Raw genomic sequence first — 25637 nt, 5'->3', positions numbered from 1 at the left:
TCAGACCAGCGGTTCGCCGACGTGCAGCAGCTTCATGCTGTTGGTGCCGCCGATGGTGTGGTAGGTGTCGCCCTTGGTGAGGATCACCCAGTCGCCGCGCTCCACCACGCCGCGCTTGAGCAGCTCGTCCACCGCCGCCTGACTGACCTTGTCCAGCGCATGCTCGGCCAGGTCGAACGGCACGGTTTCCACGCCCCGGAACAGCGCCACGCGCGCCTGGGTCTCGCGATTGCGGGTGAAGGCGTAGATCGGCACCGAGGAACGGATGCGCGACATGATCAGCGGGGTGAAGCCGCTCTCGGTGAGGCTGATGATGGCCTTGACGCCCGGAAAATGGTTGGCGGTGTACATGGCCGCCAGGGCGATGCTTTCGTCGCAGCGTTCGAAGGTCTGGCCCAGACGGTGGCTGGATTTGCGGCTGATGGGGTGCTTCTCCGCCCCCAGGCAGATGCGCGCCATGGCCTTCACGGCTTCGACCGGATAGTCGCCGGCGGCGCTTTCCGCCGAGAGCATCACCGCGTCGGTGTAGTCCAGCACGGCGTTGGCCACGTCGGAGACTTCCGCGCGGGTCGGCATCGGGCTGTGGATCATCGACTCCATCATCTGCGTGGCGGTGATCACCGCCTTGTTGTAGCGACGGGCGTGCAGAATGATCTTCTTCTGGATGCCGACCAGCTCGGCGTCGCCGATTTCCACCCCCAGGTCGCCACGCGCCACCATCACCGCGTCGGACGCGCGGATCAGGCCGTCCAGCGCCTCGTCATCGGCCACCGCTTCGGCGCGCTCGATCTTGGCCACCAGCCAGGCCTTGCTGCCGGCCTCGTCGCGCAGGCGGCGGGCCAGTTCCATGTCGGCGGCGTCGCGCGGGAAGGACACGGCCAGATAATCCAGCTCCATTTCCGCAGCCAGCTTGATGTCGGCCTTGTCCTTGGCGGTCAGCGCCGGCGCGGTCAGCCCGCCGCCGCGACGGTTGATGCCCTTGTGGTCGGACAGCGGGCCGCCGATCAGCACAGTGCACAGCAGTTCGTCGGCAGTGGTGGAGTCGACGCGCATGACCACGCGGCCGTCATCCAGCAGCAGCTCGTCTCCGACGCCGCAGTCCTTGATCAGGTCCGGGTAGTCGATGCCGACCACCTCCTGGCTGCCGGCGTCGCGCGGATGGGTGACGGAAAAGCGGAAGGCGTCGCCTTCCTGCAGTTCGATGCGTTTGTTGGCGAACTTGGCGATGCGGATCTTCGGCCCCTGCAGGTCGCCAAGCAGCGCCACGAAGCGGCCGTGCTTGGCGGCCAGCTCGCGCACCAGGCGCGCACGAGCCTTGTGCTCGTCGGGCGAGCCGTGGGAAAAGTTCAACCGGGCCACGTTGAGCCCGGCCAGGATCAGCTGTTCGATGACTTCCGGACTGCTGCTGGCCGGGCCGAGGGTGGCGACGATCTTGGTGCGACGGGACGACATGCGGGAGACTCCTTGATTCGGTCTGCCCGGAGGCTACTACGCCCGTCGCCTGTAGTCATGCACGCTCGGAACTACCAAATCCCTGCGGCTTGAGTACCAGCAGATCGCAGCGCACGGCCTCCAGGATGCGCTCGGCGGTATTGCCGATCAGCGCGTTGTCCAGGTGGCCCCGGGCGATGGCGCCCATCAGCAGCAGGTCGATGTTCTGCTCCTCGACGAAACGCGGCACCGCCTGCTCGGCGAAGCCTTCGATCAGGTGTCCCTGGCCTTCCGCGCCCGGGTAGCCGGCCAGCAGACGGTCGAAGGCCTCACGGTGCTGCTCCCCGTACTTGCGGCAGTAGTTGTCGTAATCGGCGACCAGCTCCACATCGAAGACCATGGTGCGCGGCAGCGGCGCATAGGCATGCACGTAGCTGGCCTGCAGCTGCAGCGTCTCGGCCAGCTCGCGGGAAATGGCCAGCAACTGGTGGTCCAGCGCGGCGGGTTTGTCGGCCGAGTGCAGCGGGTCGACGGCTGCGCACAGCCGCTGGGGTTGCCATTCGCGGGCGCCGGTCAGCCACAGCGGACAGGGGCACTTGCGGATCAGCTGCCAGCTGTTGCTGGTGAACAGCAGGCGCTGCAGCAGGCTGTGCTGGTAAGCGTTGCGGAACAGGATGTCGGGCTTGAGCTCATCGACGCGGGCCAGAATCATCTTGTACAGCGGCCGGCCCCAGCGGGCTTCGCAGGTGACCGTCAGGCCCTCGGCGCGCAACGGCTCGGCCAGCTGCTCCAGCCAGGCGCGGCGCTGCTCGAGCAGGCCGTCACGTGCGTGCTGCAGGCGCGGTCCGTCCAGCAGACCGCCTTCGAGTGCGGACTGATGCTCGCAGAGCAGCAATTCCAGCGCCGCCCCGTTGCGGCGGGCGACCCAGGCGGCACGCTGCAGGGCGGGCTGGGCTTCCTGGGTGGGGTCGATGACGACCAGCAGTTGGCGGATCTTCATTGCGGCTCCTTGACGGTGGCTAGTCGAGCCATTGCAGCACAGATCGCCCGCCCCGGGTTGATTTGCATCAGGCCGCCGGACTGTTCAGCACCCGGTCCAGGTGACGGGCCGCCTTGCCGGCCAGCTCGCCGTTCGGGTACTGCACCAGCAGGCGGCGCAGGTAGTTGATGGCCTTGTCGCGGTCGGCGCGCGGGTTGTCCGCCGCCATGTACATCAGGCCCAGCTGGTAGAGGGCCTTTTCCTTGATCGAGGCCGCCACCCCCGGGTCGCGCAGGGCCAGCAGGTACAGTTCCTCGGCTTCGGCCACGCGGTTCTTGAGCACCGCGCGGCGCGACAGCAGGGTCATGTCCTGATCCAGGCTCGGCTTGTTGAGATCCAGATCGGCCCCGGGCTTCCAGTCGACCAGCAGCTCGCGGGCATTCTTCTGCAGCGGCTCGTCGACGCGGCCGCGCAGGACCATCAGCCGCTCGGCGGCGCGCTCGGCGGCGCGGGTGCCGGGGAATTCATCGAGCACGCGGTTGAGGTAGGCCTGGGCGGTGGCGTCGTCACGCTGATCGTTGTAGCGGCTCATATAGATGAGGCCGATCTGGTAGAGGGCGATGGCGCGCACCTCGTCGCTCAGGCCGCGATCCCGGTAGCCCGAAAGGTAGAGCTGCTCGGCCTGGGGACTGTGGGCGTCGCGGATGGCCAGGGCACTGTAGGTGAGCAGATCGCCCTCCTCCTCGACCGCGGCGGCCATGCGCTTGCTCTTCAGGGTTTTGTATTCCACCACTTCGTGGGTGGCGACATGGGCCACGAACAGCGGCGTGGTCGGCGAGCAGCCGGCCAGAAACAGCAGCAGGAGCAGGCTGGGGCACAGGGGGCGCATGGGGGCATTCCTTGGCAGATGCGGAGGCGCCTGAGTCTAGCAACGCCGCTCGTCGGGCGGGCACGCGCAGGGATCACACCCAACGGAGGTTGGGACAAAAAGCCGCGTGATTCGATTGAAGAAATCGCCGGTGCTGTCGATATGGTGGCAAAGCACAGGAGACCCTCCCTCATGAAACTTCCCCTCATCCTGCTGGTCGCGAGCCTGGCCGTCGCCGGCTGCACCACCCGCGCCGATCTGGACAAGCACCTGAACTCCGCCTATCGCGCCTATGACGACGGCAACTGCGAGAAGGTGATGCTGGAGCTGTCGCTGGCCGAGCGCGCCAGCCGTTCGCGCGTCTACATGCAGCCGGAAATCTCCATGCTGCGTGGCCAGTGCCTGGAGCGGCAGAGCCTGTTCGTGGACGCCACCCAGACCTATCTGTTCATCATCAATCGCTTCCCGATGAGCGAATATTCCTACCGCGCCAAGGCCCGTCTGGAGACCCTGCGCCAGCTCGGCCACTTCGATCCGGAGAAGACCGTCGGAGCACGCTGAAGAGTGTCGCACCCCGGCCCAACCACTGGAGATCGACGCCGATAGCGGCTACTCTCCGCCGACACCTTGACCCATGCGGAGTACCTGCCCCCTCCGCATGCGCGCCGTAGGGTGTTCCCGGTGAACTGGAGGTACGAGTGCCTGAACTGGAAAAGTCGAGCGAAGCGCGTGTCAGCCACGCCCAGGCCATGCCCGGCGACGGTCGGCGGCGCATTCAGCGTCAGCAGTTGCCCTACTACCTCAAGGTCTTCAACCGGATCACCGACAAGCCGCTGGGCTACCTCGGCAACCTGTCGTGCGAGGGACTGATGCTGATCAGCCAGTGGCCGCTGCTGGTGGGCGCGCGCTTCGACATGCGCCTGAAGATTCCCGCCGCTGACGGCGGCTGGCGCCCCATCGACTTCCATGCCACCTGCCAGTGGAGCCGGGAAGATGTCACCCCGGGCAGCTTCGATTCCGGTTTTCACCTCGACGCGCCGCCGGCGGAGTTCCTCGAACTGGTCGAAGCGCTGCGCGACTACTTCGCCTTCACCGGCCACAAGCCCGCGCACTGAAAAAAGCCTCTACACTCGCGGCCTCGGCAACAGGAGGCCACCGTGACCCCGAGCATCTTCTGGTACGACTACGAAACCACCGGGACCGATCCGCGTCGCGATCGCCCGCTGCAGGTCGCCGGCCTGCGCACGGATGAAGCGCTGAATATCATCGGCGACCCCGTCAACCTGTACTGCCGCCCGGCCGACGACATCCTGCCCCACCCGGCCGCCTGCCTGATCACCGGCATCCACCCGCAGACCCTGCGCGAGCAGGGTCTGGACGAGGCCGACTTCATCACCCGCCTGCATGCAGAGCTGGCGCGCCCGGGCACCTGCGGCGCCGGTTACAACTCGCTGCGCTTCGACGACGAGTTCACCCGCTACGGGCTGTACCGCAACTTCTTCGACCCCTATGCGCGCGAATGGCAGGGCGGCAACAGCCGCTGGGATCTGATCGACCTGGTGCGCGCCGCCTATGCGCTGCGCCCGGAAGGCATCGTCTGGCCGCAACAGGACGGCCGCGTCAGCCTGCGCCTGGAACTGCTCACCCAGGCCAACGGCATCGACCACGGCCAGGCCCACGATGCGCTGTCCGACGTCACGGCCACCATCGGCCTGGCCCGCCTGCTGCGCGAGCGGCAACCGCGTCTCTACGACTACCTGTACCAGCTGCGCAGCAAGCATCAGGTCATGGAGCGGGTGCGCCTGCTGCAACCGCTGGTGCACATTTCCGGGCGCTTCGCCGCCGACCGCCATTACCTGGCGGTGGTGCTGCCGCTGGCCTGGCACCCGCGCAACCGCAACGCACTGATCGTCTGCGACCTGCAGGCCGACCCCGCACCGTTGCTGGAGCTGGACGCCGAGACCCTGCGCCAGCGGCTGTACACGCGGCGCGATGAACTGGCGGACGGCCAGCTGCCCGTGCCGCTCAAGCTGGTGCATATCAACAAGTGCCCGGTGCTGGCGCCGCTTAACGTGCTGCGCGGCGAGGACCGCGAGCGCCTGGGGCTGGACCTGGAGCTGTGCCAGCAGCGCGCCGCGCTGCTGCAGGAACATGCCGTGCAATGGCGCGACAAGCTTTCCGCGTTGTATGCCGAGGAAGCCTTCGCCAGTAACGGCCAGGATGACCCCGAGCAGCAGCTGTACGGCGGTTTCCTCGGTGAGCGTGATCGCCGCCTGTGCGAACAGGTGCGCCTCAGCGAGCCGCCGGCGCTGGCGAAAGCGTCCTGGTCGTTCGACGACCCGCGCCTGCCCGAGCTGCTGTTTCGCTACCGGGCGCGCAACCTGCCGGACAGCCTGACGGCGGAGGAGCGGGCTCGCTGGCAGACGTTCTGCCGCGAGCGCCTGCTCGATCCGGCGCGGGGCGCGCCGATTACCCTGGAATCTTTCGCGAGCGAGCTGAACAGCCTGCTGCCCGACGCCGAGGGCAGCCGGCGCGCGCTGTTATTGGACTGGCAGGCGTATGCCGAAGAGCTGGCCCGGCGCCTGGGTTGCGCCTGAGAGCCAGCACGGCAAGCATCGCGGCTGAAGCCGCTCCTACAAAAAGCGGCGCGGCACATACCTGTAGGAGCGACTTCAGTCGCGAGCTTTGGGGCGCCCGCCTAGGGGTGGTCGGCACGAAAGCATCGCGGCTAAAGCCGCTCCCACGCGTTCGATGCGAAGCGAAGGGCGGTCAGCGCTGTTCTGGCCGCCGACAGGCCATCGCGCGACTGCCATGCCGGACAAGGAAAGCGTTGTCCACCCTACGGACTACAGGCATCCCTCGGCGGCCAAGGCGCTGCCTTGACCGCCCTACGAAACGCCTCAGCGGCCGTCGATCTGCCGCTGCAGGGTCTGGATCTGCGTCTGCAGGGTGGTGATGTTGCGCGTCACCTGGGCACGGAAGGTGTCGAACTCGGTGGTGCCGGTGCCGCTCGGCAGGCCCGCCACTTCACTGCGCAGCACCAGCAGGTCCTGCTCCAGACGCTTGAGGGTCGGGCCGGCGTTGAGCTTCTTCAGCGCCTGCACGTCGTTGGTGAGGGTCTTGAGCACCTTGTCCAGGGCCAGCAACGCCTCGACCTGCTTGCCCTGCTCGCTGCGAATCTTGCCAAGCTGCTCGGGCACGCCCTTCAGCGCGGCCAATTCGCCACCCTGGGTCTTCAGGCGCTCGTCGAGCTTGCCGGCGGCAGCCAGCTGGGCCTTCAGTTCGCCTTCCAGGGCATCCAGGCGCTTGTCCTGCTTGGCTTCCTGTACGCGCATCTGCCGGCTGAGGGCCTCAAGCTTGCCCTCCACCTGGCGCAACTGGCGCTGCAGGGTCTCGGTGCCGGCGCTGATGCTGCTCTCGGTGGCGACCACCTTGCCGCTGATGTCCTGGATGCGGCCGGCCGCCTCTTCGCTGATGCGCGCGAAGCTTTCCTGGGTGGCCACCAGTTGCTGCGACATCAGGCTCATCTGCGTGTAGCTCCACCAGGCCAGCCCGGCCAGGGCGATCAGCGCCGCCAGCAGCAGCGCCCAGAGCAGGCCGTTGATCGGATTGCGCGCGGGCGGCTCGGCTACCGGCCGGTGGTCACGGCGCGGCTCGGCGAACGGCGGGGGGACCGCGTCCCGGTCACGGGGCTCGACGCTCAGGCTGGGCAGATCGTCAACTTCATCAAAGGCATCGTTACGCATGGGCAGCTCTTGGGGGACGTAGGGACGCAAACGGCGAAAGTATAACCACGCCGACCCGCCCCCGGCAGCCCGCACCATGCGAATACCCCGCGCACCGGCGCGGTGCGCGACCGGCCGGCCGACACCCCGCCAGCCCGCCGGGCGCGGCGCTGGCGGTCTGGTATGCCGCTTGCTTCTACCCCGGGCGGAGTCGGTGGTTCCATCGGTTCGCTGCTCGGGAGACCCATTCATGGACATGAACAAGACCCTCATCGACTGCATGCAGCTGCTGCGCCGCCGCGTGCGCAACGAGCAGGGCCTGGATATTCACCTGCATCAGGCCGATGCGATCGCCGCGCTGCTGATGGCCAGTCGCACCTCGCGGGACCCGCAGACCCACGAGCTGGGGGAACGTCTGGCCCGGCTGATCGAGGCGGACGAACCCTCTGCGGTCGCGGCCCTGGCGGTGCATCAGGCGGAGAGCCCGCCGGACACTGTGCGCGTGCGCATCTACCGGGGACAGCGCGTGCTCGGCTGATCAGCCCGGCAGCAGCCAGTCGCCCGCGCGCCGCTGCAGGTGGCGGGTCAGGCTGACCAGCAGGCTGCCGCCGTTGCGCCAGTGGTGCCAGTACAGCGGCACCTCGATCGGCCGCTCCGCCAGCAGCTCGCGCAGGCGACCGGCGGCGCGGGCCTCGCGCACCTGGATTTCCGGCACCAGCCCCCAGCCGATGCCGTTCTCGATCAGGCGCACGAAGCCCTCGGAGGATGGGCAGAGGTGGTGCAGGAAGCCGCCCTCCTGCCCCAGCGCCGCCAGGTAGCGGTGCTGCAGACGATCGTCCGGACCGAACACGATGGCCGGCGCCTGGGCCAGCCCGCGCGCCGTCACCCCGTCCGGGAAATGCCGGGCGATGAAGGCCGGACTGGCCAGCGCCCGGTAGCGCATCCGCCCCAGCGGCACACTGCGCGCCCCGGCCACCGGGCGCTCCACGGCGCACAGGCAGGCCGCCACCTCGCCGGCGCGCATGCGCTTGAGGCCCACGTCCTGGTCCTCGACCAGCAGGTCGAACAGCAGCGCCTGTTCGGCGCAGTAGTCCGCCAGCGCCGGCGCCCACCAGGTGGCCAGGCTGTCGGCGCTCAGCGCGATGCGCAGGCGATCCGGCAGGCCGCTCTCATCAAGGCCGGGCAGCAGCGCGCCAAGTTCGCCCTCCAGCAGGCGCACCTGCTGCACATGGTTGAGCAGACGCCGTCCGATCTCGGTCGGCGCCGGCGGCGTCGAGCGCACCAGCACCGGCTGGCCAACCCGGGTTTCCAGCAGCTTGATGCGCTGGGACACCGCCGATTGCGACAGCCCCAGCAACTGGGCGGCCCGCTCGAAGCCGCCCTGCTCGACCACCGCACCCAGCGCGGCGAGCAGCTTGTAGTCGAACAAATCGCTTCTCCTAATGAGACATAAAGAGGATTTGTTTTTCTTATATAGATCCGCCGAGGAGAATGGCCAGCGTTTTCTCCCCAACGCGGATTTCCTCGGATGCACGCCCTCTGGCAAAGCTATTTCAACGGCCTGTTGATCGCCGCCGGCCTGATCATGGCGATCGGCGCGCAGAACGCCTTCGTGCTGGCGCAGAGCCTGCGTCGCGAGCACCACCTGCCGGTGGCGCTGCTGTGCGTTGCCTGCGATGCGGTGCTGGTCGCCATCGGCGTGTTCGGCCTGGCCGGACTGCTGGCCAGCCATCCGGCGTGGCTGGCCGTCGCGCGCTGGGGCGGCGCGGCGTTCCTCTTCTATTACGGCGGCCTGGCGCTACTGCGTGCACTGCGCCCGCAGGGTCTCGAACAGGACAGCGGGCGCAGGCCGCGCTCGCTGCGCGCGGTGCTGCTCGCCGCGCTGGCGGTGACCCTGCTCAACCCGCACGTCTATCTGGACACGGTGCTGCTGATCGGTTCGGTGGGCGCCCGCGAAGCGGCGCCGGGCGCCTATGTGGCGGGCGCGGCCAGCGCTTCGCTGCTGTGGTTCTTCAGCCTGGCGCTGGGCGCCGCCTGGCTGGCGCCGAAGCTGGCGCGGCCGCTGACCTGGCGGCTGATCGACCTGGCGGTGGCCGCCACCCTGCTGGGCATCGCCGCGCGCCTGGCGCTGGGCGCGTAGAGCCAGCGCAGCCGTTGCGCCAGAGCCTTCCCGCACGGTTCGCGCGTGGATATGCCGGGGGGCCGATGCTATGATTCCCGAGCTCATAGAACAGGGAGTCACACTCCCGAGACCCTTGCTGGCAAACCCGCCAGCCGCCTGCCTTGCCCCCTGAAGAGAGGAGAAATTCGATGGCTTTTGAATTGCCGCCGCTGCCGTATGCCAAGGAAGCCCTGGCCCCGCAGATTTCCGCCGAGACCCTGGAATACCACTACGGCAAGCACCACCAGGCCTACGTCACCAACCTGAACAACCTGATCCCGGGCACCGAGTTCGAAGGCAAGTCCCTGGAAGAGATCGTCAAGAGCTCCTCCGGCGGCATCTTCAACAACGCCGCCCAGGTGTGGAACCACACCTTCTACTGGCACTGCATGAAGCCCAACGGCGGTGGCCAGCCCACCGGCGCCCTGGCTGACGCCATCAACGCCGCCTTCGGCTCCTTCGACAAGTTCAAGGAAGAATTCACCAAGGTCGCCATCGGCACCTTCGGTTCCGGCTGGGCCTGGCTGGTGAAGAAGGCCGACGGTTCCCTGGCCCTGGCCAGCACCATCGGCGCCGGCAACCCGATGACCAGCGGCGACACCCCGCTGCTGACCTGCGATGTGTGGGAGCACGCCTACTACATCGACTACCGCAACCTGCGTCCGAAGTACGTCGAAGCCTTCTGGAACCTGGTGAACTGGGACTTCGTGGCCGCCAACTACGCTGCCTGACGTTCCCCCTGCGGCGGTCCCCGACCGCCGCAGTCCCCCGCTCCTCCCCGGCGCTCACGCCGGTACCGCGACACTCCGGCGCATTAAAGTCCGCGCCCCGTCTTCCGACACAGAAAGAACCGACAGCGCGCAAACCGTCTGCCCTGTCCTTCATGCCGTTGTTCAGGAATCCAAGCATTGACGCAGGTACGTCACCGCCGCCTGTCCCGCAAACTGCTCCAGGTCGCCCTGCTGTGCGCCCTGGCCGTCGGCCTGTTGCTGAGCACCGTACAGATCCTCTACACCCTGCAGCAGGCCCGCCAGACACTCGACAGCGAGGCCGAGCGCATCCTGAGCATGTTCCGCGACCCGTCCGCCCAGGCCGTACTGACCCTGGACAGCGCCATGGCCGAACAGGTGATCGAAGGGTTGTTCAACCACGAATCGGTTCGCCATGCCTTCATCGGCAGCGCCGGCGAGCCGCCGCTGGCCGAGCGCAGCCGCCCGCTGCTGGAGCTGCCCGGACGCGCCTTCACCGACCTGCTGCTGGGCCGCGAGCATCTGCTCAGTGTGGTGTTGCGCGAACCGGCCCCCAATGAAGCCCACCCCGGCGAACTGCGCCTGAGCCTGGACACGGCGCTGCATGGCCAGGCCTTCCTGCGCGATGCCTTGCTGCTGATGCTCACCAGCATCCTGCGCGCCCTGGGCCTGGCACTGCTGCTGCACCTGATCTACCAGTGGCTGCTCACCCGGCCGCTGGAACGTCTGCTCGATCACCTGGGCCGTATCAACCCGGAGCGTCCCGGCGAGTACCAGCTGCCACTGCCCAGGGGTCACGAGCACAACGAGCTGGGGCAGTGGGTGCATACCGCCAATCGCCTGCTTGGCGCCATCGAGCACCACAGCCAGCGGCGCCAGCAGGCCGAAGACAACTTGCTGCATGCCGCCGAGCACGATGCGCTCACCGACCTGCCCAACCGCCTGCAACTGCAGACATGCCTGCAGCGCATCCTCGCCGAGGCCGGCCAGCGTCAGCACCAGGTGGCGGTGCTGTGCCTGGGCGTGGACGATTTTCGCGAGATCAACGAGCAGTTCGGCTACCCCTGCGGCGACCAGTTGCTGGCCGCCGTCGGCGAGCGGCTGCGCCGTTACGCCGAGCAGGTGCAGTGCCTGGCGCGCCTGGGTGGCGACCAGTTCGCCCTGATCCAGAACGATCTGGCTCAGCCTTACCAGGCCGCCGAGCTGGCGCAGAGCATCCTCGACAGCCTGGACGAGCCGTTCGAGCTGGACGGCCAGCCGGTCACCCTGCGCGCCACCCTCGGTATTGCCCTCTACCCCGAGGACGGTGCCGACTCCGGCGATCTGCTGCAGAAGGCCGAGCTGACCATGACGCTGGCCAAGCGCCGCGCACGCAACCGCTACCAGTTCTATGTCGCCAGCGTCGACCGCGAGATGCGCCGACGCCGCGAGCTGGACAAGGATCTGCTGCAGGCGCTGGCCAGCGAGCAACTGCACCTGGTCTACCAGCCGCAGATCGACTACCGCACGCAGCGCATCTGCGGCGTCGAGGTGCTGCTGCGCTGGCAGCATCCGCTGCACGGTCCCATCGCCCCGGACCACTTCATTCCGCTGGCCGAGCAGAACGGCAGCATCCTGCCGATCGGCGCCTGGGTGCTCGATCAGGCTTGCCAGCAACTGCGTCTGTGGCACGACCAGGGCCTCGCCCACTTGCGCATGGCGGTCAACCTGTCCGCCGTGCAACTGCATCACGGCCAGTTGCCGGTCCTGGTCGCCGAGCTGCTGCAGCGCCACCGATTGCCGGCCGGCAGCCTGGAGCTGGAGATCACCGAGACCTGCCTGATGGAGGACGTGCAGGCCGCCGCCGAGCATCTGCTGCGCCTGCGTCAGGCCGGTGCGCTGATCGCCATCGACGACTTCGGCACCGGCTACTCCTCGCTGAGCTACCTCCGGAGCCTGCCGCTGGACAAGATCAAGATCGACAAGAGCTTCGTGCGCGACCTGAAGACCGAGCCGGCCAGCGAGGGCGACACCGCCATCGTGCGCGCCATTATCCAGCTGGCGCGCAACCTCGACCTGCAGGTCATCGCCGAAGGGGTGGAAACCCGCGAGCAGGAACACTACCTGATCGGCCAGGGTTGCGACGAAGGCCAGGGCTACCTGTACAGCAAGCCGCTGCCGGCCCGCGAGCTGGCGGCGCTGCTGCATGGCCAGCCAGCGTCCCGCCCAAGGGAAGTGGGCGCCGTGCAAACGGGCGCCGGGCATACGGGCGCCATATAGGCGAACGCCGGGCGAGTAAATGAGGGCGAGTCTCAATTAGCTCTTGTGCAAGGATGCAAATCTTTCGCATTATTGCCGGGTTACGAGGAACCTCCCCCAACACCCGCAAAGGATTCAGCCATGCCCCGTTTGCCCCTGGCCTCGGCCAGCCTGCTCGCCCTCGCCATTGCCTTGGCCGGCTGTGGCGATGACCAGAACGCCACCCCTGCCAGCCAGTCCGCCGCGCCCGCCAGCCAGCAGAACGCTCCGGTGGCGGCCGCCTTCGATCAGGCCGAGGCGCAGGCCGTGGTCAAGCACTATGCCGCACTGGCCGCCGCCGTCTTCGGCGACGCACTGAGCACCGCCAAGGACCTGCAGGTCGCCGTCGACGCCTTCCTCGCCGCGCCCAGCCAGGCCACCCTGGATGCCGCCAAGCAGGCCTGGCTGGCCGCTCGCGTGCCCTACATGCAGACCGAAGTGTTCCGCTTCGGCAACCCGAACGTCGACGAGTGGGAAGGCCAGCTCAACGCCTGGCCGCTGGACGAGGGCCTGATCGACTACGTGGCCGGCGACTACCAGCATGCCCTGGGCAACCCCGGCGCCACCGCCAACATCATTGCCAACAGCGAGATTCGCGTCGGCGAAGAGGTGCTCGACGTCAGCACCATCAACGGCGAGCTGCTGGCCAGCCTGAACGAGCTGGGCGGTTCCGAAGCCAACGTCGCCACCGGATACCACGCCATCGAATTCCTGCTCTGGGGTCAGGATCTCAACGGCACCACAGCCGGCGCCGGCCAGCGCCCCTACAGCGACTTCCTGGTCGGCGAAGGCGCCACCGGCGACCACAACGAACGTCGCCGCGACTACCTGAAGGCCGCCACCGACTTGCTGGTCTCCGACCTGGAGGACATGGTCGCCCAGTGGCAACCGGACGCCGACAACTACCGCGCCAGCCTGGAAGCCGAATCGGCCGAGAACGGCCTGCGCAAGATGCTGTTCGGCATGGGCAGCCTGTCCCTGGGCGAGCTGGCCGGCGAGCGCATGAAGGTCTCGCTGGAAGCCAACTCCACTGAGGACGAGCACGACTGCTTCAGCGACAACACCCACAACTCGCATTTCTACAACGGACTGGGCATTCGCAACGTCTATCTGGGCGAGTACCGCCGCGTGAACGGTGAGCTGCTGAGCGGCCCGAGCCTGTCTTCGCTGGTGGCCAAGATCGACGCCGCGACCGACAGCACCCTGAAGGCCGACCTGGACGCCAGCCAGGCCCGACTGCAGGCCCTGGTGGACAGCGCCGCGCAGGGCGTGCACTACGACCAGCTGATCGCCGCCGACAACGCCGCCGGCAACCAGCTGATCCGCGATGGCATCGCCGCGCTGGTCAAGCAGACCGCCGCCATCGAGCAGGCTGCCGCCAAGCTGGGCATCGGCGACCTCAACCCGGACACCGCCGATCACGCGTTCTGATCGTCCACCCCGACACCCCTGCGGGAGCGGTCAGCCGCTTCCGCAGGTTCCTTTCAGCCTTGCGACCTTTTACCTCACTTCAAGATAGAAACCATTCCCATTTGCCTTGTTACCCTGTGCGCCTTCCCGCACCGGAGCGTTTTCGATGTCCGCCCTCCCCCGCTGTAGCCTGCTGCTGATCACCGTTCTGCTGGCCGCCTGCCAGGAACAGCCACCCGCCCTCGACTTCACCCGTGCCGAACCCGGCGAAGCCCTGTCCGGCGGCGCCGCCACGGTCAACCGCAGCGACGTCAACGCCTTCTCACTGCCGTCGGCCAACCTGCCGCCCAGCCGCCGCCTGGATTTCAACGTCGGCAACAGTTTCTTCCGCAACCCCTGGGTGATCGCCCCGGCCAGCACCACGGCGCGCGACGGCCTGGGTCCGCTGTTCAACACCAACGCCTGCCAGAACTGCCACATCAAGGACGGCCGCGGCCATCCGCCGGCCAGCGATGCCAGCCACAGCGTGTCGATGCTGGTGCGCCTGTCACTGCCGGCCGGCCCCGAGCACGCCGCGCTGCTCGCCCAGGCCGGGGTGGTGCCCGAGCCGGTGTACGGCGGCCAGCTGCAGGACATGGCGATTCCCGGCGTGGCCCCGGAGGGCCGTGTGCGCGTGGCCTACGACACCCGCACCGAGCATTTCGCCGACGGCTTCGCGGTAGAACTGCGCCAGCCGCGTCTGCAGATCGACCAGCTCGGCTACGGCCCACTGCACCCGGACACGCTGTTCTCCGCGCGCATCGCGCCGCCGATGATCGGTCTCGGCCTGCTGGAGGCCATCGCCGAGGACACCCTGCTGGCCAACGCCGATCCGGACGACCGCAACGGCGACGGCATTTCCGGCCGGCCCAACTACGTGCGCGATCAGGCCACCGGCGAGCAGGTGTTCGGCCGTTTCGGCTGGAAGGCCGGCCAGCCGAGCCTGGCCCAGCAGAACGCCGATGCCTTCCTCAACGACATGGGCCTGTCCACCCCGCTGCTGCGCGGCGACAACTGCAGCGCGGGCCAGGACGCCTGCCGGACGCTGCCCAACGGCGGCGACCCGGAAATCAGCGAGAACATCTTCAACCAGGTGCTGTTCTACACCCGCAACCTGGCCGTGCCGGCGCGCCGCAGCGTCGACGACGCCCAGGTGCTGGCCGGCAAGCAGCTGTTCCATGCCGCCGGCTGCGTCGCCTGCCACACGCCGAGCCACGTGACGCGCGCCGACGCCGCCGAGCCGGAGCTGGCCAACCAGTCCATCCGCCCCTACACCGACCTGCTGCTGCACGACATGGGCGAGGGCCTGGCCGACAACCGTCCCGAGTTCCTGGCCAGCGGCCGCGAATGGCGCACGCCGCCGCTGTGGGGCATCGGCCTGACCGAGGCGGTCAACGGCCATACCCAGTTCCTGCACGACGGCCGCGCCCGCAACCTGCTCGAGGCCGTGCTCTGGCACGGCGGCGAAGCCGAGCCGGCGAAGCAGCGGGTGCTGAACTTCAATGCCGAACAGCGCGAGGCGCTGCTGGCCTTCCTGAATTCACTCTGAGGAGTCTCCATGTTGCAACGCACCCCACTCGCCGCCGCCCTCCTCGGCCTGCTGCTGGCCGGCTGTGGCGCCGAGGATCCGCACAGCCGGGTCAGCGCCGCGCTGACCGACGGTGTGCTGCTGCCAGCCTACGCCGCCTGGGCCGAGGCCGACCGCCAGCTGGCCGACAGCGCCCAGGCCTTCTGCGCCGGCGAGCAGAGCCTGGAGCAGGCCCGCGCCGGCTACCTGGCCGCCCACCGCGGCTGGTCGGCGCTGCAGCCGCTGCAACTCGGCCCGCTGAGCGAAAACAACCTGGCCTGGCAGGTGCAGTTCTGGCCGGACAAGAAGAACCTGGTGGCCCGCCAGGTCGAGGCTCTGCTCAACAGCCAGCCGCAGCTGACCCAGGCCGAGCTGGACAAGGGCAGCGTGGTGGTCCAGGGCCTCACTGCCTATGAGTACGTGCTGTTCGACCCGAACATCGACCTCGCCGACAGCGCCACCCAGCTGCGCTACTGCCCGCTGCTGGTCGCCATCGGCAACCACCAGCAGGCGCTCAGCGCCGACGTGCTGGCACGCTGGAACGGCGCGGACGGCATGCAGGCACGCCTGCGCAGCTTCCCCAACGACCGCTACGCCGACGCCCAGGAAGCCATTTCCGACCTGCTGCGCACCCAGGTCTCGGCCATCGACGGCCTGAAGAAGAGGCTCGGCGCGCCACTCGGCCGGCAAAGCAAGGGCGTGCCGCAACCCTACCAGGCCGAAGCCTGGCGCAGCGGCGACAGCCTGGCCATCCTGGCCGCCGCCGTGGACAGCGCCGAGCGCCTCTGGCGGGGCGCCAACCAGGACGGCCTGCGCAGCCTGCTGGGCAGCGAGCACAGCGAGCTGGCCACGCGCATCGACGCGGCCTACGCCGACACCCGGCAGCGCCAGGGCGCGCTGAACCAGCCGCTCGGTCAGCTGCTGCGCGAGGAAGCCGGGCGCAGCGCGCTGAACGAGTTGTATGACAGCCTGAACCGCCTGCATCGCCTGCAGGAAGGCGAGCTGGCCCGTGCGCTGGGCATCCAGATCGGCTTCAACGCCCACGACGGGGACTGAGCCACGCCCCGCCTCTGTAGGGCCGGCTTTATGCCGGCCAGCGGAGGAAGCCCCACACCCATGCCGTTGTTCTTGCCCGCGGCGGCCGGCATAAAGCCGGCCCCCACAAGGTGAAGGCCGGCCTCTTCTCCGCAGCGGTACCGCCACTTAATCGAGGGTTCCTGCCCATCATGCAACGCCGCACCTTCCTCGCCCTTGGCGGCCTGCTGGCCGCCGCCGGCACCTTCGGCGGCTGGACGCTGGTCCAGCGCCAGGCCACCCCGCTGCTGCTCTCGGCGCGCAACGACGCCGACGGCAACCACTACGCCGTGGGCTACTACCTGGATGGTCGCGAGGCCTTCCGCACGCGGGTCAATGAGCGCTGCCACGATGTGGTGCCGCACCCCAGCCTGCCGCTGGCGGTGTTCGTCGGCCGGCGGCCGAGCCGCGAGAGCTACCTGATCGACACCCGCGACGGCAGGCTGCTGCAGACCCTGGCCAGCCCCGAACAGCGGCACTTCTACGGCCATGGCGTGTTCCATGCCGATGGCGAGTGGTTCTACAGCACCGAGAACGACACCGCTGACCCGGGCCGCGGCGTGCTGGGCGTCTATCGCCTGCAGGGAAACAGCCAACTGGAGCGCGTCGCCGAACAGCCCACCCATGGCATCGGCCCGCACCAGTTGCTGTGGATGCCCGACGGCGAAACCCTGGCGGTCGCCAACGGCGGCATCCGCACCGAGGCCGACAGCCGCGCGATGCTCAACCTGGACAACATGGAACCGAGCCTGGTGCTCATGCGCCGCGACGGCACACTGCTCAGTAAGGAACAGCTGGCCGAGCCGATGAACAGCGTGCGCCACATGGCGGTGGCCAGCGACGGCACGGTGGTCACCGGCCAGCAATACGAGGGCGATCCCGAACACGCGGTGCCGCTGCTGGCCATCAAGCGTCCCGGCCAGCCGTTCCAGCCCTTCCCGCTGGGCGAGGCGCAGCGCCAGGCGATGCACCAGTACACCGCCAGCGTGGCTATCCACAGCGAACTGCGCCGCCTGGCCGTCACCGCGCCGCGTGGCAATCGCTTCTATATCTGGGACCTGGACAGCGCCGAGTTGCTGCTCGACGCGCCGCTGCCGGACTGCGCCGGCGTGGCCGCCTCGCGCGACGGTTTCGTGGTCAGCGCCGGCATCGGCCGCTGCCGGCATTACGACTGTCGCGCAAGCCGGATTGTCAGCGACTACCTGGAACTGCCGGCCGGCCTGTGGGACAACCACCTGCGCCTGGCCTGACCGCCTGGCGCGACCATCAGCCCTCCTGGATGCCCCGGGCAATCGCTCGGCGGGTCAGCAGCCCGCCGAGCGTGCCGGCCGCGCACACCGCGCCGAGCATGATCAGCACACGCTGACCGGGCTGGCCGATCAGCCACAGGCAGCACAGCGCAATCGCCGCCACGATCGCGGTCTTGTCAAAGGAACGCAGCAGCCACTGCATGACAAGTGGTCTCATTTTTCGAATCCCTCGCAGGGGCTGACTTGGCAGAAATGAAAGCGCCCAGCGCCGGCGTGCGCCAGCGTCCGGGACGATAGATTGCCCCTCTGAGGTGACAAGCGACAGCCGGCACCGATTTGTGAAGCGCCACGGTGACGCGGATGGTGGGTTTTTGCGGACCGGATCACAGTTTCGGGCGCGCCGGCGGCCTGCCGCCCTTCGGAAAAGCCTTCAAGTTCGCGCGCCGCACGCCGAAAACGTTGTCGCGGCCAAACAACAAAAATCCCCGCACGATCCGGAACAATCCAGGCCAGTACTCACACAACGGACTATGCCATGCCATTTGCTCGCTCCCTGCGCGGCCAGGTGCTCACCCTGCTGGGTGGCAGCCTGCTGCTGATGCTGCTGCTCACCCTCGCCAGCTTCCAGATGCTCAACGACAGCGCCCGCGCCTACCAGCGACTGCTGGAGGGGCCCGCCACCATCAGCCTGCGGGTGGCTGCAGCGGATATCGGTTTCAAGACCCAGGTGCAGGAATGGAAAAACCTGCTGCTGCGCGGCCACAACAATGACGACGCCGCCAACTACTGGCGCCGCTTCGAGCAGGAGGAGCAGCTGGTCCAGCGGCAGATGAGCGATCTGCTGGGCATGCCGCAACTGACCACGGAGCTGCGCGGCCAGCTGCAGAAACTGCAACAGGAACACCGGCGCATCGGCGAGGCCTACCGCCGCGGTCGCGAGGCGTTCCTCAACAGCGGCTTCGACGCCTCGGCCGGTGACAAGGTCGTGCGCGGCATCGATCGGGAATTCAGCGAGCAGCTGGAAAACCTCACGGAGGCCTGGCGCGACCGGACCCAGGAACAGGTGCCGGTGCTGGAACGCAGCACGCGCAACACGGTGATCTTCGGCCTGCTGTTCATGCTGGGGTCGGCCGTGGTGGTCTTCGTGCTGGGACAGCTGTTGTTGCGCCGTCAGCTGATCGAGCCCATCAACCGCCTGATCGGCCATATCGACGCCCTCAGCCAGGGTCGCCTCGGCCAGCCGCTGGAGGTGCGCCGCCAGGACGAACTCGGCCGTCTGGCCCAGGCCGCCAACCGCCTGCGCGAGTTCCTCACCGAGACCTTCAAGAAGCTCAAGCACAGCAGCGCGGAGCTGGACAGCGCCAACCGCGACCTGGAGGCGGTGTCGCGCAAAATGGCCAGCGACAGCCGCACGCAGTTCGAGCGCACCGACCAGGTGGCCACCGCGATGCAGGAAATGTCCGCCACCTCCCAGGAAGTCGCCCGCCACACCACCGAGGCGGCGCAGGCCGCCGACGCCGCCGACAGCGCCTGCGAGCAGGGCGAGCAGGCCATGCGCCTGATGGTCAGCAGCATCGCCAGCATTCGCGAGGAAATCAGCCACACCGCCGACGTGGTGCACAGCCTGGCCAACGACAGCGCGCGTATCGGCGCGGTGCTGGAAGTGATCCATGGCATCGCCGAGCAGACCAACCTGCTGGCCCTCAACGCGGCCATCGAGGCGGCGCGCGCCGGCGAGCAGGGTCGCGGCTTCGCCGTGGTGGCCGACGAGGTGCGCAACCTGGCGCGTCGCACCGCCGAATCCACCGCCGAGATCCAGCAGATCATCGAGGCCGTGCAGGGCGGCGCACGCAACGCCGTGCAGGCCATCGAAAGCGGCCAGCGCAGCAGCGACGACGGCGTCGAGCAGGTGAACCGCGCGGTGGAAATCCTGCGCGGCATCAGCGAGGCAGTGGAGGCGATTCGCGACATGAACCGGCAGATCGCCACCGCCGCCGAGGAGCAGACCGCCGTGGCCGATGAAATGACCCACAGCCTCACCGACATCACCGGCATCGCCAAGGCCAACCAGCAGCATGTGGAGCGCACCCACCAGGCCGCCGGCCAGTTGCTGGAAATCTCCGCCGAGCTGGGCACGGTGACCCGCCAGATCCACCTCGACTGACGTCCCTCCTGCGCGCCGACGAACAACCGCCGGCGCGCTTTGACCCCTCTATATCCGCTGTCTAAGGTTGATGCACCTTCGCAGGAAGCGTTCCCCATGGTGCTCCGCCGCATGCTGCTCATGCTGGCCGCAGTGGTTCTCGTGGTCCTGGCACTGGCTGCCTACAAGGGCTACTCGATCTACCAGCAGGTCCAGATGTTCTCCGCCCCGCCTCCGCCGATCAGCGTCGAGGCCGAACCGGCGCGCGCCCTCGCCTGGCAGCAGCGCCTGCCGGCCATCGGCAGCCTGAAGGCCGTGCAGGGTGTGGACCTGACGGCAGAAATCCCCGGCACCGTCAGCGAGCTGCTGTTCCAGTCCGGCCAGCGGGTGGAACGCGGCCAGCCGCTGTTGCGCCTGAGCAGCGAGGTGGAGCAGGCCAGCCTGAAATCCGCCGAGGCCGCCCTGGCGCTGGCCAATATCGAGCTCGGGCGAGCGCGCAACCTGGTGGGCCGGCAGGCCATTTCCCGCAGCGAGTACGACCGCCTGGACGCCCAGGCGCTACAAGCCAAGGCCAGCGTCGAGCAACTGCGCGCTACCCTGGAAAAGCGCCGCGTGCTGGCCCCGTTCTCCGGGCGCATCGGCCTGAGCCGGGTGGAGCGCGGCGATTTCCTCGCCGCCGGCGCGCCGATCGCCACCCTGCAGGACCTGTCCAGCCTGGAGGTGGACTTCTCCCTGCCAGAAAACCGCACCCCGCAACTCGCGGTCGGCCAGCGGGTGCTGATCCGCGTGGCCGCCTACCCGAACGAGCGTTTCGAGGGCGAGATCATCGCCATCAACCCCCGGGTGGACGACAGCACCCGCAACCTGCAGTTGCGCGCTCGCCTGGCCAATCCCGAGGAGCGGCTGCTGCCCGGCATGTTCGCCCAGCTGGAAGTGGTGCTGCCGGGCGAGCGCCAGCAGATCGTGGTGCCGGAAACCGCCGTGACCTACAGCCTGTACGGCAATGCGCTGTATGTGGTCGACGAGCAGGACGGCGAGGGCGAACAGAAGCGGCAGGTGGCGGAACGTCGCTTCGTCAGCACCGGGGAGCGCCGCGACGGGCTGGTGGTGATCGAACAGGGCCTGCAGGCCGGCGAATGGGTGGTCACCTCCGGCCAGCTCAAGCTGGACCACGGCAGTCCGGTCACCCTGGCGCCGGCGGCCGCCCGCGCGGCAGCACCCTGAGGCAGCCATGGCCCTGACCGATCCCTTCATCCGCCGCCCGGTGCTGGCCAGCGTGGTCAGCCTGCTGCTCCTGCTGCTCGGCACGCAGGCCTTCCAGAGCCTGTCGATCCGCCAGTATCCGCAGATGGAAAGCGTGCTGATCACCGTGACCACCGCCTACCCGGGGGCCAACGCCGAGACCATCCAAGGCTACATCACCCAGCCGCTGCAGCAGAGCCTGGCCAGCGCCGAAGGCATCGACTACATGACCTCGGTGAGCCGCCAGAACGTTTCGGTGATTTCCATCTATGCGCGCATCGGCAGCGATGGCGACCGGCTGTTCACCGAGCTGCTGGCCAAGGCCAACGAAGTGAAGAACCGCCTGCCGCAGGAGGCCGAGGACCCGGTGCTGGCCCGCCAGGCCGCCGACTCCACGGCGCTGATGTACATCAGCGTGTTCAGCGAATCGCTGTCCAACCCGCAGATCACCGATTACCTGTCGCGGGTGGTGCAACCCAAGCTGTCCACCCTGCCGGGTATCGCCGAGGCGGAGATCCTCGGCAACCAGGTGTTCGCCATGCGCCTGTGGATCGACCCGGTGCGCCTGGCCGCCCACGGCCTCACCGCCGGCGACGTGGCCGAGGCGGTGCGCCGCTACAACTTCCTGTCCACCGCCGGCGAGGTGAAGGGCGAGTACGTGGTCACCAGCCTCAACGCCGACACCGACCTGAAGACCCCCGAAGACTTCGCCGCCATCCCCCTGCGCACCGAGGGTGACAGCCGGGTGCTGTTGCGCGACGTGGCGCGGGTGGAGATGGGCGCGGAAAGCTATGACAGCGTCAGCTCCTTCAACGGCATTCCCTCGGTGTACATCGGCATCAACGGCACCCCCAGCGCCAACCCGCTGGACGTGATCGACGGTGTGCGCGCCCTGCTGCCGGAACTGCAGGCCCAGCTGCCGCCCGGCCTGCGCATGGAGATCGCCTACGACGCCACGCGCTTCATCCAGGCCTCCATCGACGAGGTGGTGAAGACCCTGGCCGAGGCCGTGCTGATTGTCATCCTGGTGGTGTTCCTGTTCCTCGGCTCGCTGCGCTCGGTGCTCATCCCGGTGGTGACCATCCCGCTGTCGATGATCGGCGTGCTGTTCTTCATGCAGCTGATGGGCTACTCGATCAACCTGCTCACCCTGCTGGCCATGGTGCTGGCCATCGGTCTGGTGGTGGACGACGCCATCGTCGTGGTGGAGAACATCCACCGGCATATCGAGGAAGGCCACACGCCCTACCAGGCGGCGTTGCTCGGCGCGCGCGAGATCGCCCTGCCGGTGGTGTCGATGACCATCACGCTGGCGGCGGTGTACGCGCCGATCGGCCTGCTGACCGGCATCACCGGCGTGCTGTTCAAGGAATTCGCCTTCACCCTGGCCGGCGCGGTGATCATCTCCGGCATCGTCGCGCTGACCCTCTCGCCGATGATGTGCGCCCATCTGCTGCGCCCGCACAGCCCCTCGTCCGGACTGGCCCAGCGCATCGACCGGCTGTTCGAAGGCCTGAAGAACCGCTACCGGCGCACGCTGGCTTCCACCCTGGACAGCCGCCCGGTGGTGCTGGTGTTCGCCGCACTGATCCTGGCGCTGATTCCGGCGCTGCTGATGTTCACCCAGAGCGAACTGGCGCCCGACGAGGACCAGGGGGTGATCTTCATGATGTCCAGCGCGCCGCAGGCCACCAACCTCGACTACCTGAACAAGTACACGGAAGCCTTCCAGCCGATCTTCCAGGACTTCCCCGAGTACTACTCGGCCTTCCAGATCAACGGCTTCGACGGCGTGCAGAGCGGCATCGGCGGTTTCCTGCTCAAGCCCTGGGACGAACGGCAGCGCACGCAGATGGAACTGCTGCCTGAAGTGCAGGTACGCCTCAACGCCATACCCGGCCTGCAGGTCTTCGGCTTCAACCTGCCCTCGCTGCCCGGCACCGGCGAGGGCCTGCCCTTCCAGTTCATCATCAACACCGCCAACGACTACGAGCTGCTGCTGGATGTGGCCGAACGGGTGAAGAAGCGCGCTGAGGCGTCGGGCAAGTTCGCCTTCCTGGACGTCAACCTGGCCTTCGACAAGCCGGAGCTGGTGGTAGAGATCGATCGCCAGAAGGCGGCGCAGATGGGCGTGTCCATGCAAAGCCTGGGGCAGACCCTGGCGATCCTGCTCGGCGAGGGCGAGATCAACCGCTTCACCGTGGAAGGCCGCAGCTACAAGGTGATCGCCCAGGTCGAGCGGGAGTTCCGCGCCGATCCGGGCTGGCTGGCCAGCTACTACGTGCGCAACGAGCAGGGCCAGATGCTGCCGCTGTCCACCGTGATCCACACCTACCACCGCGCGCGCCCCACCCAGCTGGTCCAGTTCCAGCAGCTCAACGCGGCCACCATCCAGGGCGTGCCGATCGTCAGCATGGGCGAGGCCATCGAGACCCTGCGGCAGATCACCCGGGAAGAAGCACCGCGCGGCTACACCTTCGACTACGCCGGGCCGGCGCGCCAGTTCGTCCAGGAAGGCAGCGCCCTGTACGTGACCTTCGCCCTGGCGGTGGCGATCATCTTCCTGGTGCTGGCCGCGCAGTTCGAGAGCTTCCGCGATCCGCTGGTGATCCTGGTGACGGTGCCGCTGTCGATCTGCGGCGCGCTGATCCCGCTGTTCCTCGGCCTGGCCAGCATGAACATCTACACCCAGGTGGGGCTGGTGACACTGATCGGCCTGATCAGCAAGCACGGCATCCTGATCGTCGAGTTCGCCAACCAGTTGCGCGAGCGGCATGGCTGGGACGCCCGCCAGGCGGTGGCGGAAGCGGCGTCCATCCGCCTGCGCCCGGTGCTGATGACCACTGCGGCGATGGTCTGCGGCATGATCCCGCTGCTGCTGGCCAGCGGCGCCGGTGCGGTGAGCCGCTTCAACATCGGCCTGGTGATCGCCAGCGGCATGACGATCGGCACCCTGTTCACCCTGTTCGTGCTGCCCAGCGTCTATACCCTGCTGGCCGGCCGGCATGCGCCGGCCACCGAGCCGGCGGGCGAACCTGTTTAGGATTGCGAGAGCCCGTGGTTGGGGAAACAACTGTGGGGCCGGGTTTATCCCGGCCGACAGCGGTGGGCACGAAGCTGCAGTGCGGGCCGGCATAAAGCCGGCCCCACAAGGGAGCACATCCAACGCGCTGCCTGGCCGGGTGGCCCACCCATGAAAAGCCCCGCCGGCAAAGTGCCGCGGGGCTCTCGAGTGCTACTGGCTCGTCTTTCCGTCGCCGCCGGTCTTATCCGTCCGACCGGCGTCCCTGCGACAATGCGAACAGCAACAGCAGCAGTCCATCTCCCGGTTCAACCTGGGCCATTTTCGCGCGCGTATTGGGCGGCATCGGGCATTGCTGCATTCCCTTGCTGGCTCCACGCACAACCCCCGATCCCGGTTCGTGCCAGGCGGCCGCCGCCGCCGAGGCCACGCCCAGTGCACACACGAGGAACAGGCCCCGTGCGTTGCCAGGCTTCATGGCAGCTTCCTCTGGGTGCCAGTACAGCCCTGAAAACCTTAGTCCAGCGAGGCCGGCGGGACGCCGTCTCGTGACCGATGGTCCTCTGCGGATTCGGCCGCCTGCCGCCACTCGGCCCACAGCGCGGCGGCGGCGCCGAATTCGGCACCCAGCTCCTCGCCCATGTGCTCGGGATCGAAACGGCGCAGGCAGCCCTCGCCGAGGGTCGGCGGCGCGCTGGCGGCGGCACGCTCGAACGGATCGCTCAATCGAACACCACGGTCTTGTTGTCGTGGACCAGCACGCGGTCCTCCAGGTGGAAGCGCAGGCCGCGCGCCAGCACCAGCTTCTCCACATCCTTGCCCAGGCGCACCATGGTCTCGATGCTGTCGCGGTGCGTTACGCGCTCCACGCCCTGCTCGATGATCGGGCCGGCATCCAGTTCCTCGGTGACGTAGTGGCAGGTGGCGCCGATCAGCTTCACGCCGCGCAGCGAGGCCTGGTGGTACGGCTTGGCGCCGACGAACGAGGGCAGGAAGCTGTGGTGGATGTTGATCACCTGGTGGCGGTAACGCTGGCACAGGTCCGGCGGCAGGATCTGCATGTAGCGGGCCAGCACCACGGTGTCGGCGCTGTACTCATCGATCAGCGCCGACACCTGCTCGAAGGCCGGCTGCTTGTTGGCCGGATCGACCGGCACATGGTGGAAGGGAATGCCATGCCACTCGACCATGCTGCGCAGGTCGTCGTGGTTGGAAATCACGCAGGGAATCTCGCAATCCAGCTCGTCGCTGCGCCAGCGGTGCAGCAGGTCGGCCAGGCAATGGGATTCTCGACTGGCCATCAGCACCACGCGACGCTTCTGCGCGGAATCGGCGATGCGCCATTCCATGGAAAACTCGCGGGCGATGGGCGCGAAGGCCTGACGGAAGCCGTCCAGATCGAAGGGCAGCGAGTCGGCGCGGATCTCGTGGCGCATGAAGAACCAGCCGCTGTGATGATCCGAGTGATGACTGGCCTCGGTAATCCAGCCGTTATAGGTCGCCAGGAAATTACTGACCTTGGCGACGATACCGACGCGATCAGGGCAGGCGATTACCAGCCGGAACGTACGCATGGGGGAGCTCCAGAATTGCAAAGGGGGCAATTCTAGCCAGCCCCGCGAAGGACTGCATAGCCACGTCTGCCTGGCGCGTCCGCCTGCCGGACAGAAATCCGCCATCGCCAGCCTGAGCGGCAACTC

The 25637-nt window shown here is 68.0% G+C and carries 23 protein-coding genes and 1 pseudogene; 15 read left to right on the top strand and 9 right to left on the bottom strand.

Annotation, left to right across the window (positions count from 1 at the left end):
* From pyk to VL129_RS03405, 3 genes are all read right to left on the bottom strand, one after another.
* The gene (gene pyk, locus VL129_RS03415) at positions 1–1452 is read right to left on the bottom strand and encodes a pyruvate kinase (RefSeq protein ID WP_325410086.1); all 1452 of its coding nucleotides are present in this window, start codon (positions 1450–1452) and stop codon (positions 1–3) included.
* 55 nt (positions 1453–1507) lie between these two features.
* On the bottom strand, positions 1508–2431 hold the full coding sequence (locus VL129_RS03410) for a universal stress protein (protein ID WP_325410084.1): 924 nt from the start codon (positions 2429–2431) through the stop codon (positions 1508–1510).
* Positions 2432–2498: 67 nt separating this feature from the next.
* Entirely contained in the window at positions 2499–3299 is an 801-nt protein-coding gene (locus VL129_RS03405) for a tetratricopeptide repeat protein (RefSeq protein WP_325410082.1), read from the bottom strand.
* A gap of 171 nt (positions 3300–3470) precedes the next feature.
* Here VL129_RS03405 and VL129_RS03400 point away from each other — a divergent pair, with 171 nt between their 5' ends.
* The 3 genes from VL129_RS03400 to sbcB all read left to right on the top strand — a co-directional run bounded on the left by VL129_RS03400 (position 3471) and on the right by sbcB (position 5875).
* Positions 3471–3839, top strand: a complete 369-nt coding sequence (locus tag VL129_RS03400; RefSeq protein WP_325410080.1) for a tetratricopeptide repeat protein — start codon at positions 3471–3473, stop codon at positions 3837–3839.
* Positions 3840–4027: 188 nt separating this feature from the next.
* Positions 4028–4393: a PilZ domain-containing protein gene (locus tag VL129_RS03395; protein ID WP_325410231.1), complete on the top strand. Its 366-nt coding sequence runs from the start codon at positions 4028–4030 to the stop codon at positions 4391–4393.
* A 42-nt stretch (positions 4394–4435) separates the two neighbouring features.
* The gene (gene sbcB / locus VL129_RS03390) at positions 4436–5875 is read left to right on the top strand and encodes an exodeoxyribonuclease I (RefSeq protein ID WP_325410078.1); all 1440 of its coding nucleotides are present in this window, start codon (positions 4436–4438) and stop codon (positions 5873–5875) included.
* 303 nt (positions 5876–6178) lie between these two features.
* Here the strand turns inward: sbcB and VL129_RS03385 are convergent, their stop codons facing one another.
* Positions 6179–7024, bottom strand: a complete 846-nt coding sequence (locus VL129_RS03385) for an ATPase (RefSeq protein WP_325410074.1) — start codon at positions 7022–7024, stop codon at positions 6179–6181.
* Positions 7025–7253: 229 nt separating this feature from the next.
* Between VL129_RS03385 and VL129_RS03380 the strand changes: the two genes are divergently transcribed.
* On the top strand, positions 7254–7541 hold the full coding sequence (locus tag VL129_RS03380) for a hypothetical protein (RefSeq protein ID WP_325410072.1): 288 nt from the start codon (positions 7254–7256) through the stop codon (positions 7539–7541).
* Here the strand turns inward: VL129_RS03380 and VL129_RS03375 are convergent, their stop codons facing one another.
* A complete protein-coding gene (locus tag VL129_RS03375) occupies positions 7542–8432 on the bottom strand; it encodes a LysR family transcriptional regulator ArgP (RefSeq protein ID WP_325410070.1) in 891 nt (296 codons plus the stop codon).
* A 99-nt stretch (positions 8433–8531) separates the two neighbouring features.
* Here VL129_RS03375 and VL129_RS03370 point away from each other — a divergent pair, with 99 nt between their 5' ends.
* The 7 genes from VL129_RS03370 to VL129_RS03340 all read left to right on the top strand — a co-directional run bounded on the left by VL129_RS03370 (position 8532) and on the right by VL129_RS03340 (position 17530).
* Positions 8532–9143, top strand: a complete 612-nt coding sequence (locus VL129_RS03370) for a LysE/ArgO family amino acid transporter (protein ID WP_325410068.1) — start codon at positions 8532–8534, stop codon at positions 9141–9143.
* Between the two features lie 170 nt (positions 9144–9313).
* Positions 9314–9895, top strand: a complete 582-nt coding sequence (gene sodB, locus VL129_RS03365; RefSeq protein ID WP_325410066.1) for a superoxide dismutase [Fe] — start codon at positions 9314–9316, stop codon at positions 9893–9895.
* A gap of 177 nt (positions 9896–10072) precedes the next feature.
* Entirely contained in the window at positions 10073–12172 is a 2100-nt protein-coding gene (locus tag VL129_RS03360) for a putative bifunctional diguanylate cyclase/phosphodiesterase (RefSeq protein ID WP_325410064.1), read from the top strand.
* Positions 12173–12292: 120 nt separating this feature from the next.
* Positions 12293–13621, top strand: coding sequence for an imelysin family protein (locus VL129_RS03355; protein ID WP_325410062.1), 1329 nt, complete (start codon positions 12293–12295; stop codon positions 13619–13621).
* A 145-nt stretch (positions 13622–13766) separates the two neighbouring features.
* Entirely contained in the window at positions 13767–15188 is a 1422-nt protein-coding gene (locus VL129_RS03350) for a di-heme oxidoreductase family protein (RefSeq protein WP_325410060.1), read from the top strand.
* A 9-nt stretch (positions 15189–15197) separates the two neighbouring features.
* On the top strand, positions 15198–16262 hold the full coding sequence (locus tag VL129_RS03345; RefSeq protein WP_325410058.1) for an imelysin family protein: 1065 nt from the start codon (positions 15198–15200) through the stop codon (positions 16260–16262).
* 170 nt (positions 16263–16432) lie between these two features.
* Positions 16433–17530: a DUF1513 domain-containing protein gene (locus tag VL129_RS03340; protein ID WP_325410056.1), complete on the top strand. Its 1098-nt coding sequence runs from the start codon at positions 16433–16435 to the stop codon at positions 17528–17530.
* Between the two features lie 16 nt (positions 17531–17546).
* On the opposite strand, the gene VL129_RS03335 is transcribed toward VL129_RS03340, so the two are convergent.
* Positions 17547–17747 (bottom strand): hypothetical protein, encoded by a 201-nt coding sequence (locus VL129_RS03335; RefSeq protein WP_325410054.1) that lies wholly within the window; start codon positions 17745–17747, stop codon positions 17547–17549.
* A 318-nt stretch (positions 17748–18065) separates the two neighbouring features.
* Between VL129_RS03335 and VL129_RS17120 the strand changes: the two are divergent.
* From VL129_RS17120 to VL129_RS03320, 4 genes and pseudogenes are all read left to right on the top strand, one after another.
* Positions 18066–18821, top strand: a pseudogene (locus VL129_RS17120) (HAMP domain-containing protein); the annotation flags it as partial.
* Between the two features lie 102 nt (positions 18822–18923).
* Complete coding sequence (locus VL129_RS17115) at positions 18924–19694, top strand: methyl-accepting chemotaxis protein (RefSeq protein ID WP_414705128.1); 771 nt, start codon at positions 18924–18926, stop codon at positions 19692–19694.
* A gap of 96 nt (positions 19695–19790) precedes the next feature.
* Positions 19791–20897: an efflux RND transporter periplasmic adaptor subunit gene (locus VL129_RS03325; protein WP_325410050.1), complete on the top strand. Its 1107-nt coding sequence runs from the start codon at positions 19791–19793 to the stop codon at positions 20895–20897.
* Between the two features lie 7 nt (positions 20898–20904).
* The gene (locus VL129_RS03320) at positions 20905–23958 is read left to right on the top strand and encodes a multidrug efflux RND transporter permease subunit (protein WP_325410048.1); all 3054 of its coding nucleotides are present in this window, start codon (positions 20905–20907) and stop codon (positions 23956–23958) included.
* A gap of 223 nt (positions 23959–24181) precedes the next feature.
* Here the strand turns inward: VL129_RS03320 and VL129_RS03315 are convergent, their stop codons facing one another.
* Genes VL129_RS03315 through purU form a run of 3 tightly spaced genes read right to left on the bottom strand, consistent with a single transcriptional unit; the run spans position 24182 to position 25511 of the window.
* A complete protein-coding gene (locus VL129_RS03315; RefSeq protein WP_325410046.1) occupies positions 24182–24415 on the bottom strand; it encodes a hypothetical protein in 234 nt (77 codons plus the stop codon).
* A 38-nt stretch (positions 24416–24453) separates the two neighbouring features.
* On the bottom strand, positions 24454–24663 hold the full coding sequence (locus VL129_RS03310; RefSeq protein WP_325410045.1) for a hypothetical protein: 210 nt from the start codon (positions 24661–24663) through the stop codon (positions 24454–24456).
* Complete coding sequence (gene purU / locus VL129_RS03305; protein ID WP_325410043.1) at positions 24660–25511, bottom strand: formyltetrahydrofolate deformylase; 852 nt, start codon at positions 25509–25511, stop codon at positions 24660–24662. The genes VL129_RS03310 and purU overlap by 4 nt, the downstream gene beginning before the upstream one ends.
* Between the last annotated feature and the right edge of the window lie 126 nt (positions 25512–25637).

Origin of the sequence: Pseudomonas sp. (genome assembly GCF_035497915.1) — a bacterium.
Lineage (GTDB): Bacteria > Pseudomonadota > Gammaproteobacteria > Pseudomonadales > Pseudomonadaceae > Serpens.
The sequence above is the reverse complement of the archived record's forward strand: the minus strand, read 5'-3'. Positions and strand labels throughout refer to the sequence as shown.

What these genes read in the sequence shown, in the direction of transcription:
- pyk (WP_325410086.1), bottom strand. Translation starts at nt 1,452, where the DNA reads ATGTCGTCCCGTCGCACCAAGATCGTCGCCACCCTCGGCCCGGCCAGC.
- VL129_RS03410 (WP_325410084.1), bottom strand. Translation starts at nt 2,431, where the DNA reads ATGAAGATCCGCCAACTGCTGGTCGTCATCGACCCCACCCAGGAAGCC.
- VL129_RS03405 (WP_325410082.1), bottom strand. Translation starts at nt 3,299, where the DNA reads ATGCGCCCCCTGTGCCCCAGCCTGCTCCTGCTGCTGTTTCTGGCCGGC.
- VL129_RS03400 (WP_325410080.1), top strand. Translation starts at nt 3,471, where the DNA reads ATGAAACTTCCCCTCATCCTGCTGGTCGCGAGCCTGGCCGTCGCCGGC.
- VL129_RS03395 (WP_325410231.1), top strand. Translation starts at nt 4,028, where the DNA reads ATGCCCGGCGACGGTCGGCGGCGCATTCAGCGTCAGCAGTTGCCCTAC.
- VL129_RS03385 (WP_325410074.1), bottom strand. Translation starts at nt 7,024, where the DNA reads ATGCGTAACGATGCCTTTGATGAAGTTGACGATCTGCCCAGCCTGAGC.
- VL129_RS03380 (WP_325410072.1), top strand. Translation starts at nt 7,254, where the DNA reads ATGGACATGAACAAGACCCTCATCGACTGCATGCAGCTGCTGCGCCGC.
- VL129_RS03370 (WP_325410068.1), top strand. Translation starts at nt 8,532, where the DNA reads ATGCACGCCCTCTGGCAAAGCTATTTCAACGGCCTGTTGATCGCCGCC.
- sodB (WP_325410066.1), top strand. Translation starts at nt 9,314, where the DNA reads ATGGCTTTTGAATTGCCGCCGCTGCCGTATGCCAAGGAAGCCCTGGCC.
- VL129_RS03355 (WP_325410062.1), top strand. Translation starts at nt 12,293, where the DNA reads ATGCCCCGTTTGCCCCTGGCCTCGGCCAGCCTGCTCGCCCTCGCCATT.
- VL129_RS03350 (WP_325410060.1), top strand. Translation starts at nt 13,767, where the DNA reads ATGTCCGCCCTCCCCCGCTGTAGCCTGCTGCTGATCACCGTTCTGCTG.
- VL129_RS03345 (WP_325410058.1), top strand. Translation starts at nt 15,198, where the DNA reads ATGTTGCAACGCACCCCACTCGCCGCCGCCCTCCTCGGCCTGCTGCTG.
- VL129_RS03340 (WP_325410056.1), top strand. Translation starts at nt 16,433, where the DNA reads ATGCAACGCCGCACCTTCCTCGCCCTTGGCGGCCTGCTGGCCGCCGCC.
- VL129_RS03335 (WP_325410054.1), bottom strand. Translation starts at nt 17,747, where the DNA reads ATGAGACCACTTGTCATGCAGTGGCTGCTGCGTTCCTTTGACAAGACC.
- VL129_RS17115 (WP_414705128.1), top strand. Translation starts at nt 18,924, where the DNA reads ATGGCCAGCGACAGCCGCACGCAGTTCGAGCGCACCGACCAGGTGGCC.
- VL129_RS03325 (WP_325410050.1), top strand. Translation starts at nt 19,791, where the DNA reads ATGGTGCTCCGCCGCATGCTGCTCATGCTGGCCGCAGTGGTTCTCGTG.
- VL129_RS03320 (WP_325410048.1), top strand. Translation starts at nt 20,905, where the DNA reads ATGGCCCTGACCGATCCCTTCATCCGCCGCCCGGTGCTGGCCAGCGTG.
- VL129_RS03315 (WP_325410046.1), bottom strand. Translation starts at nt 24,415, where the DNA reads ATGAAGCCTGGCAACGCACGGGGCCTGTTCCTCGTGTGTGCACTGGGC.
- purU (WP_325410043.1), bottom strand. Translation starts at nt 25,511, where the DNA reads ATGCGTACGTTCCGGCTGGTAATCGCCTGCCCTGATCGCGTCGGTATC.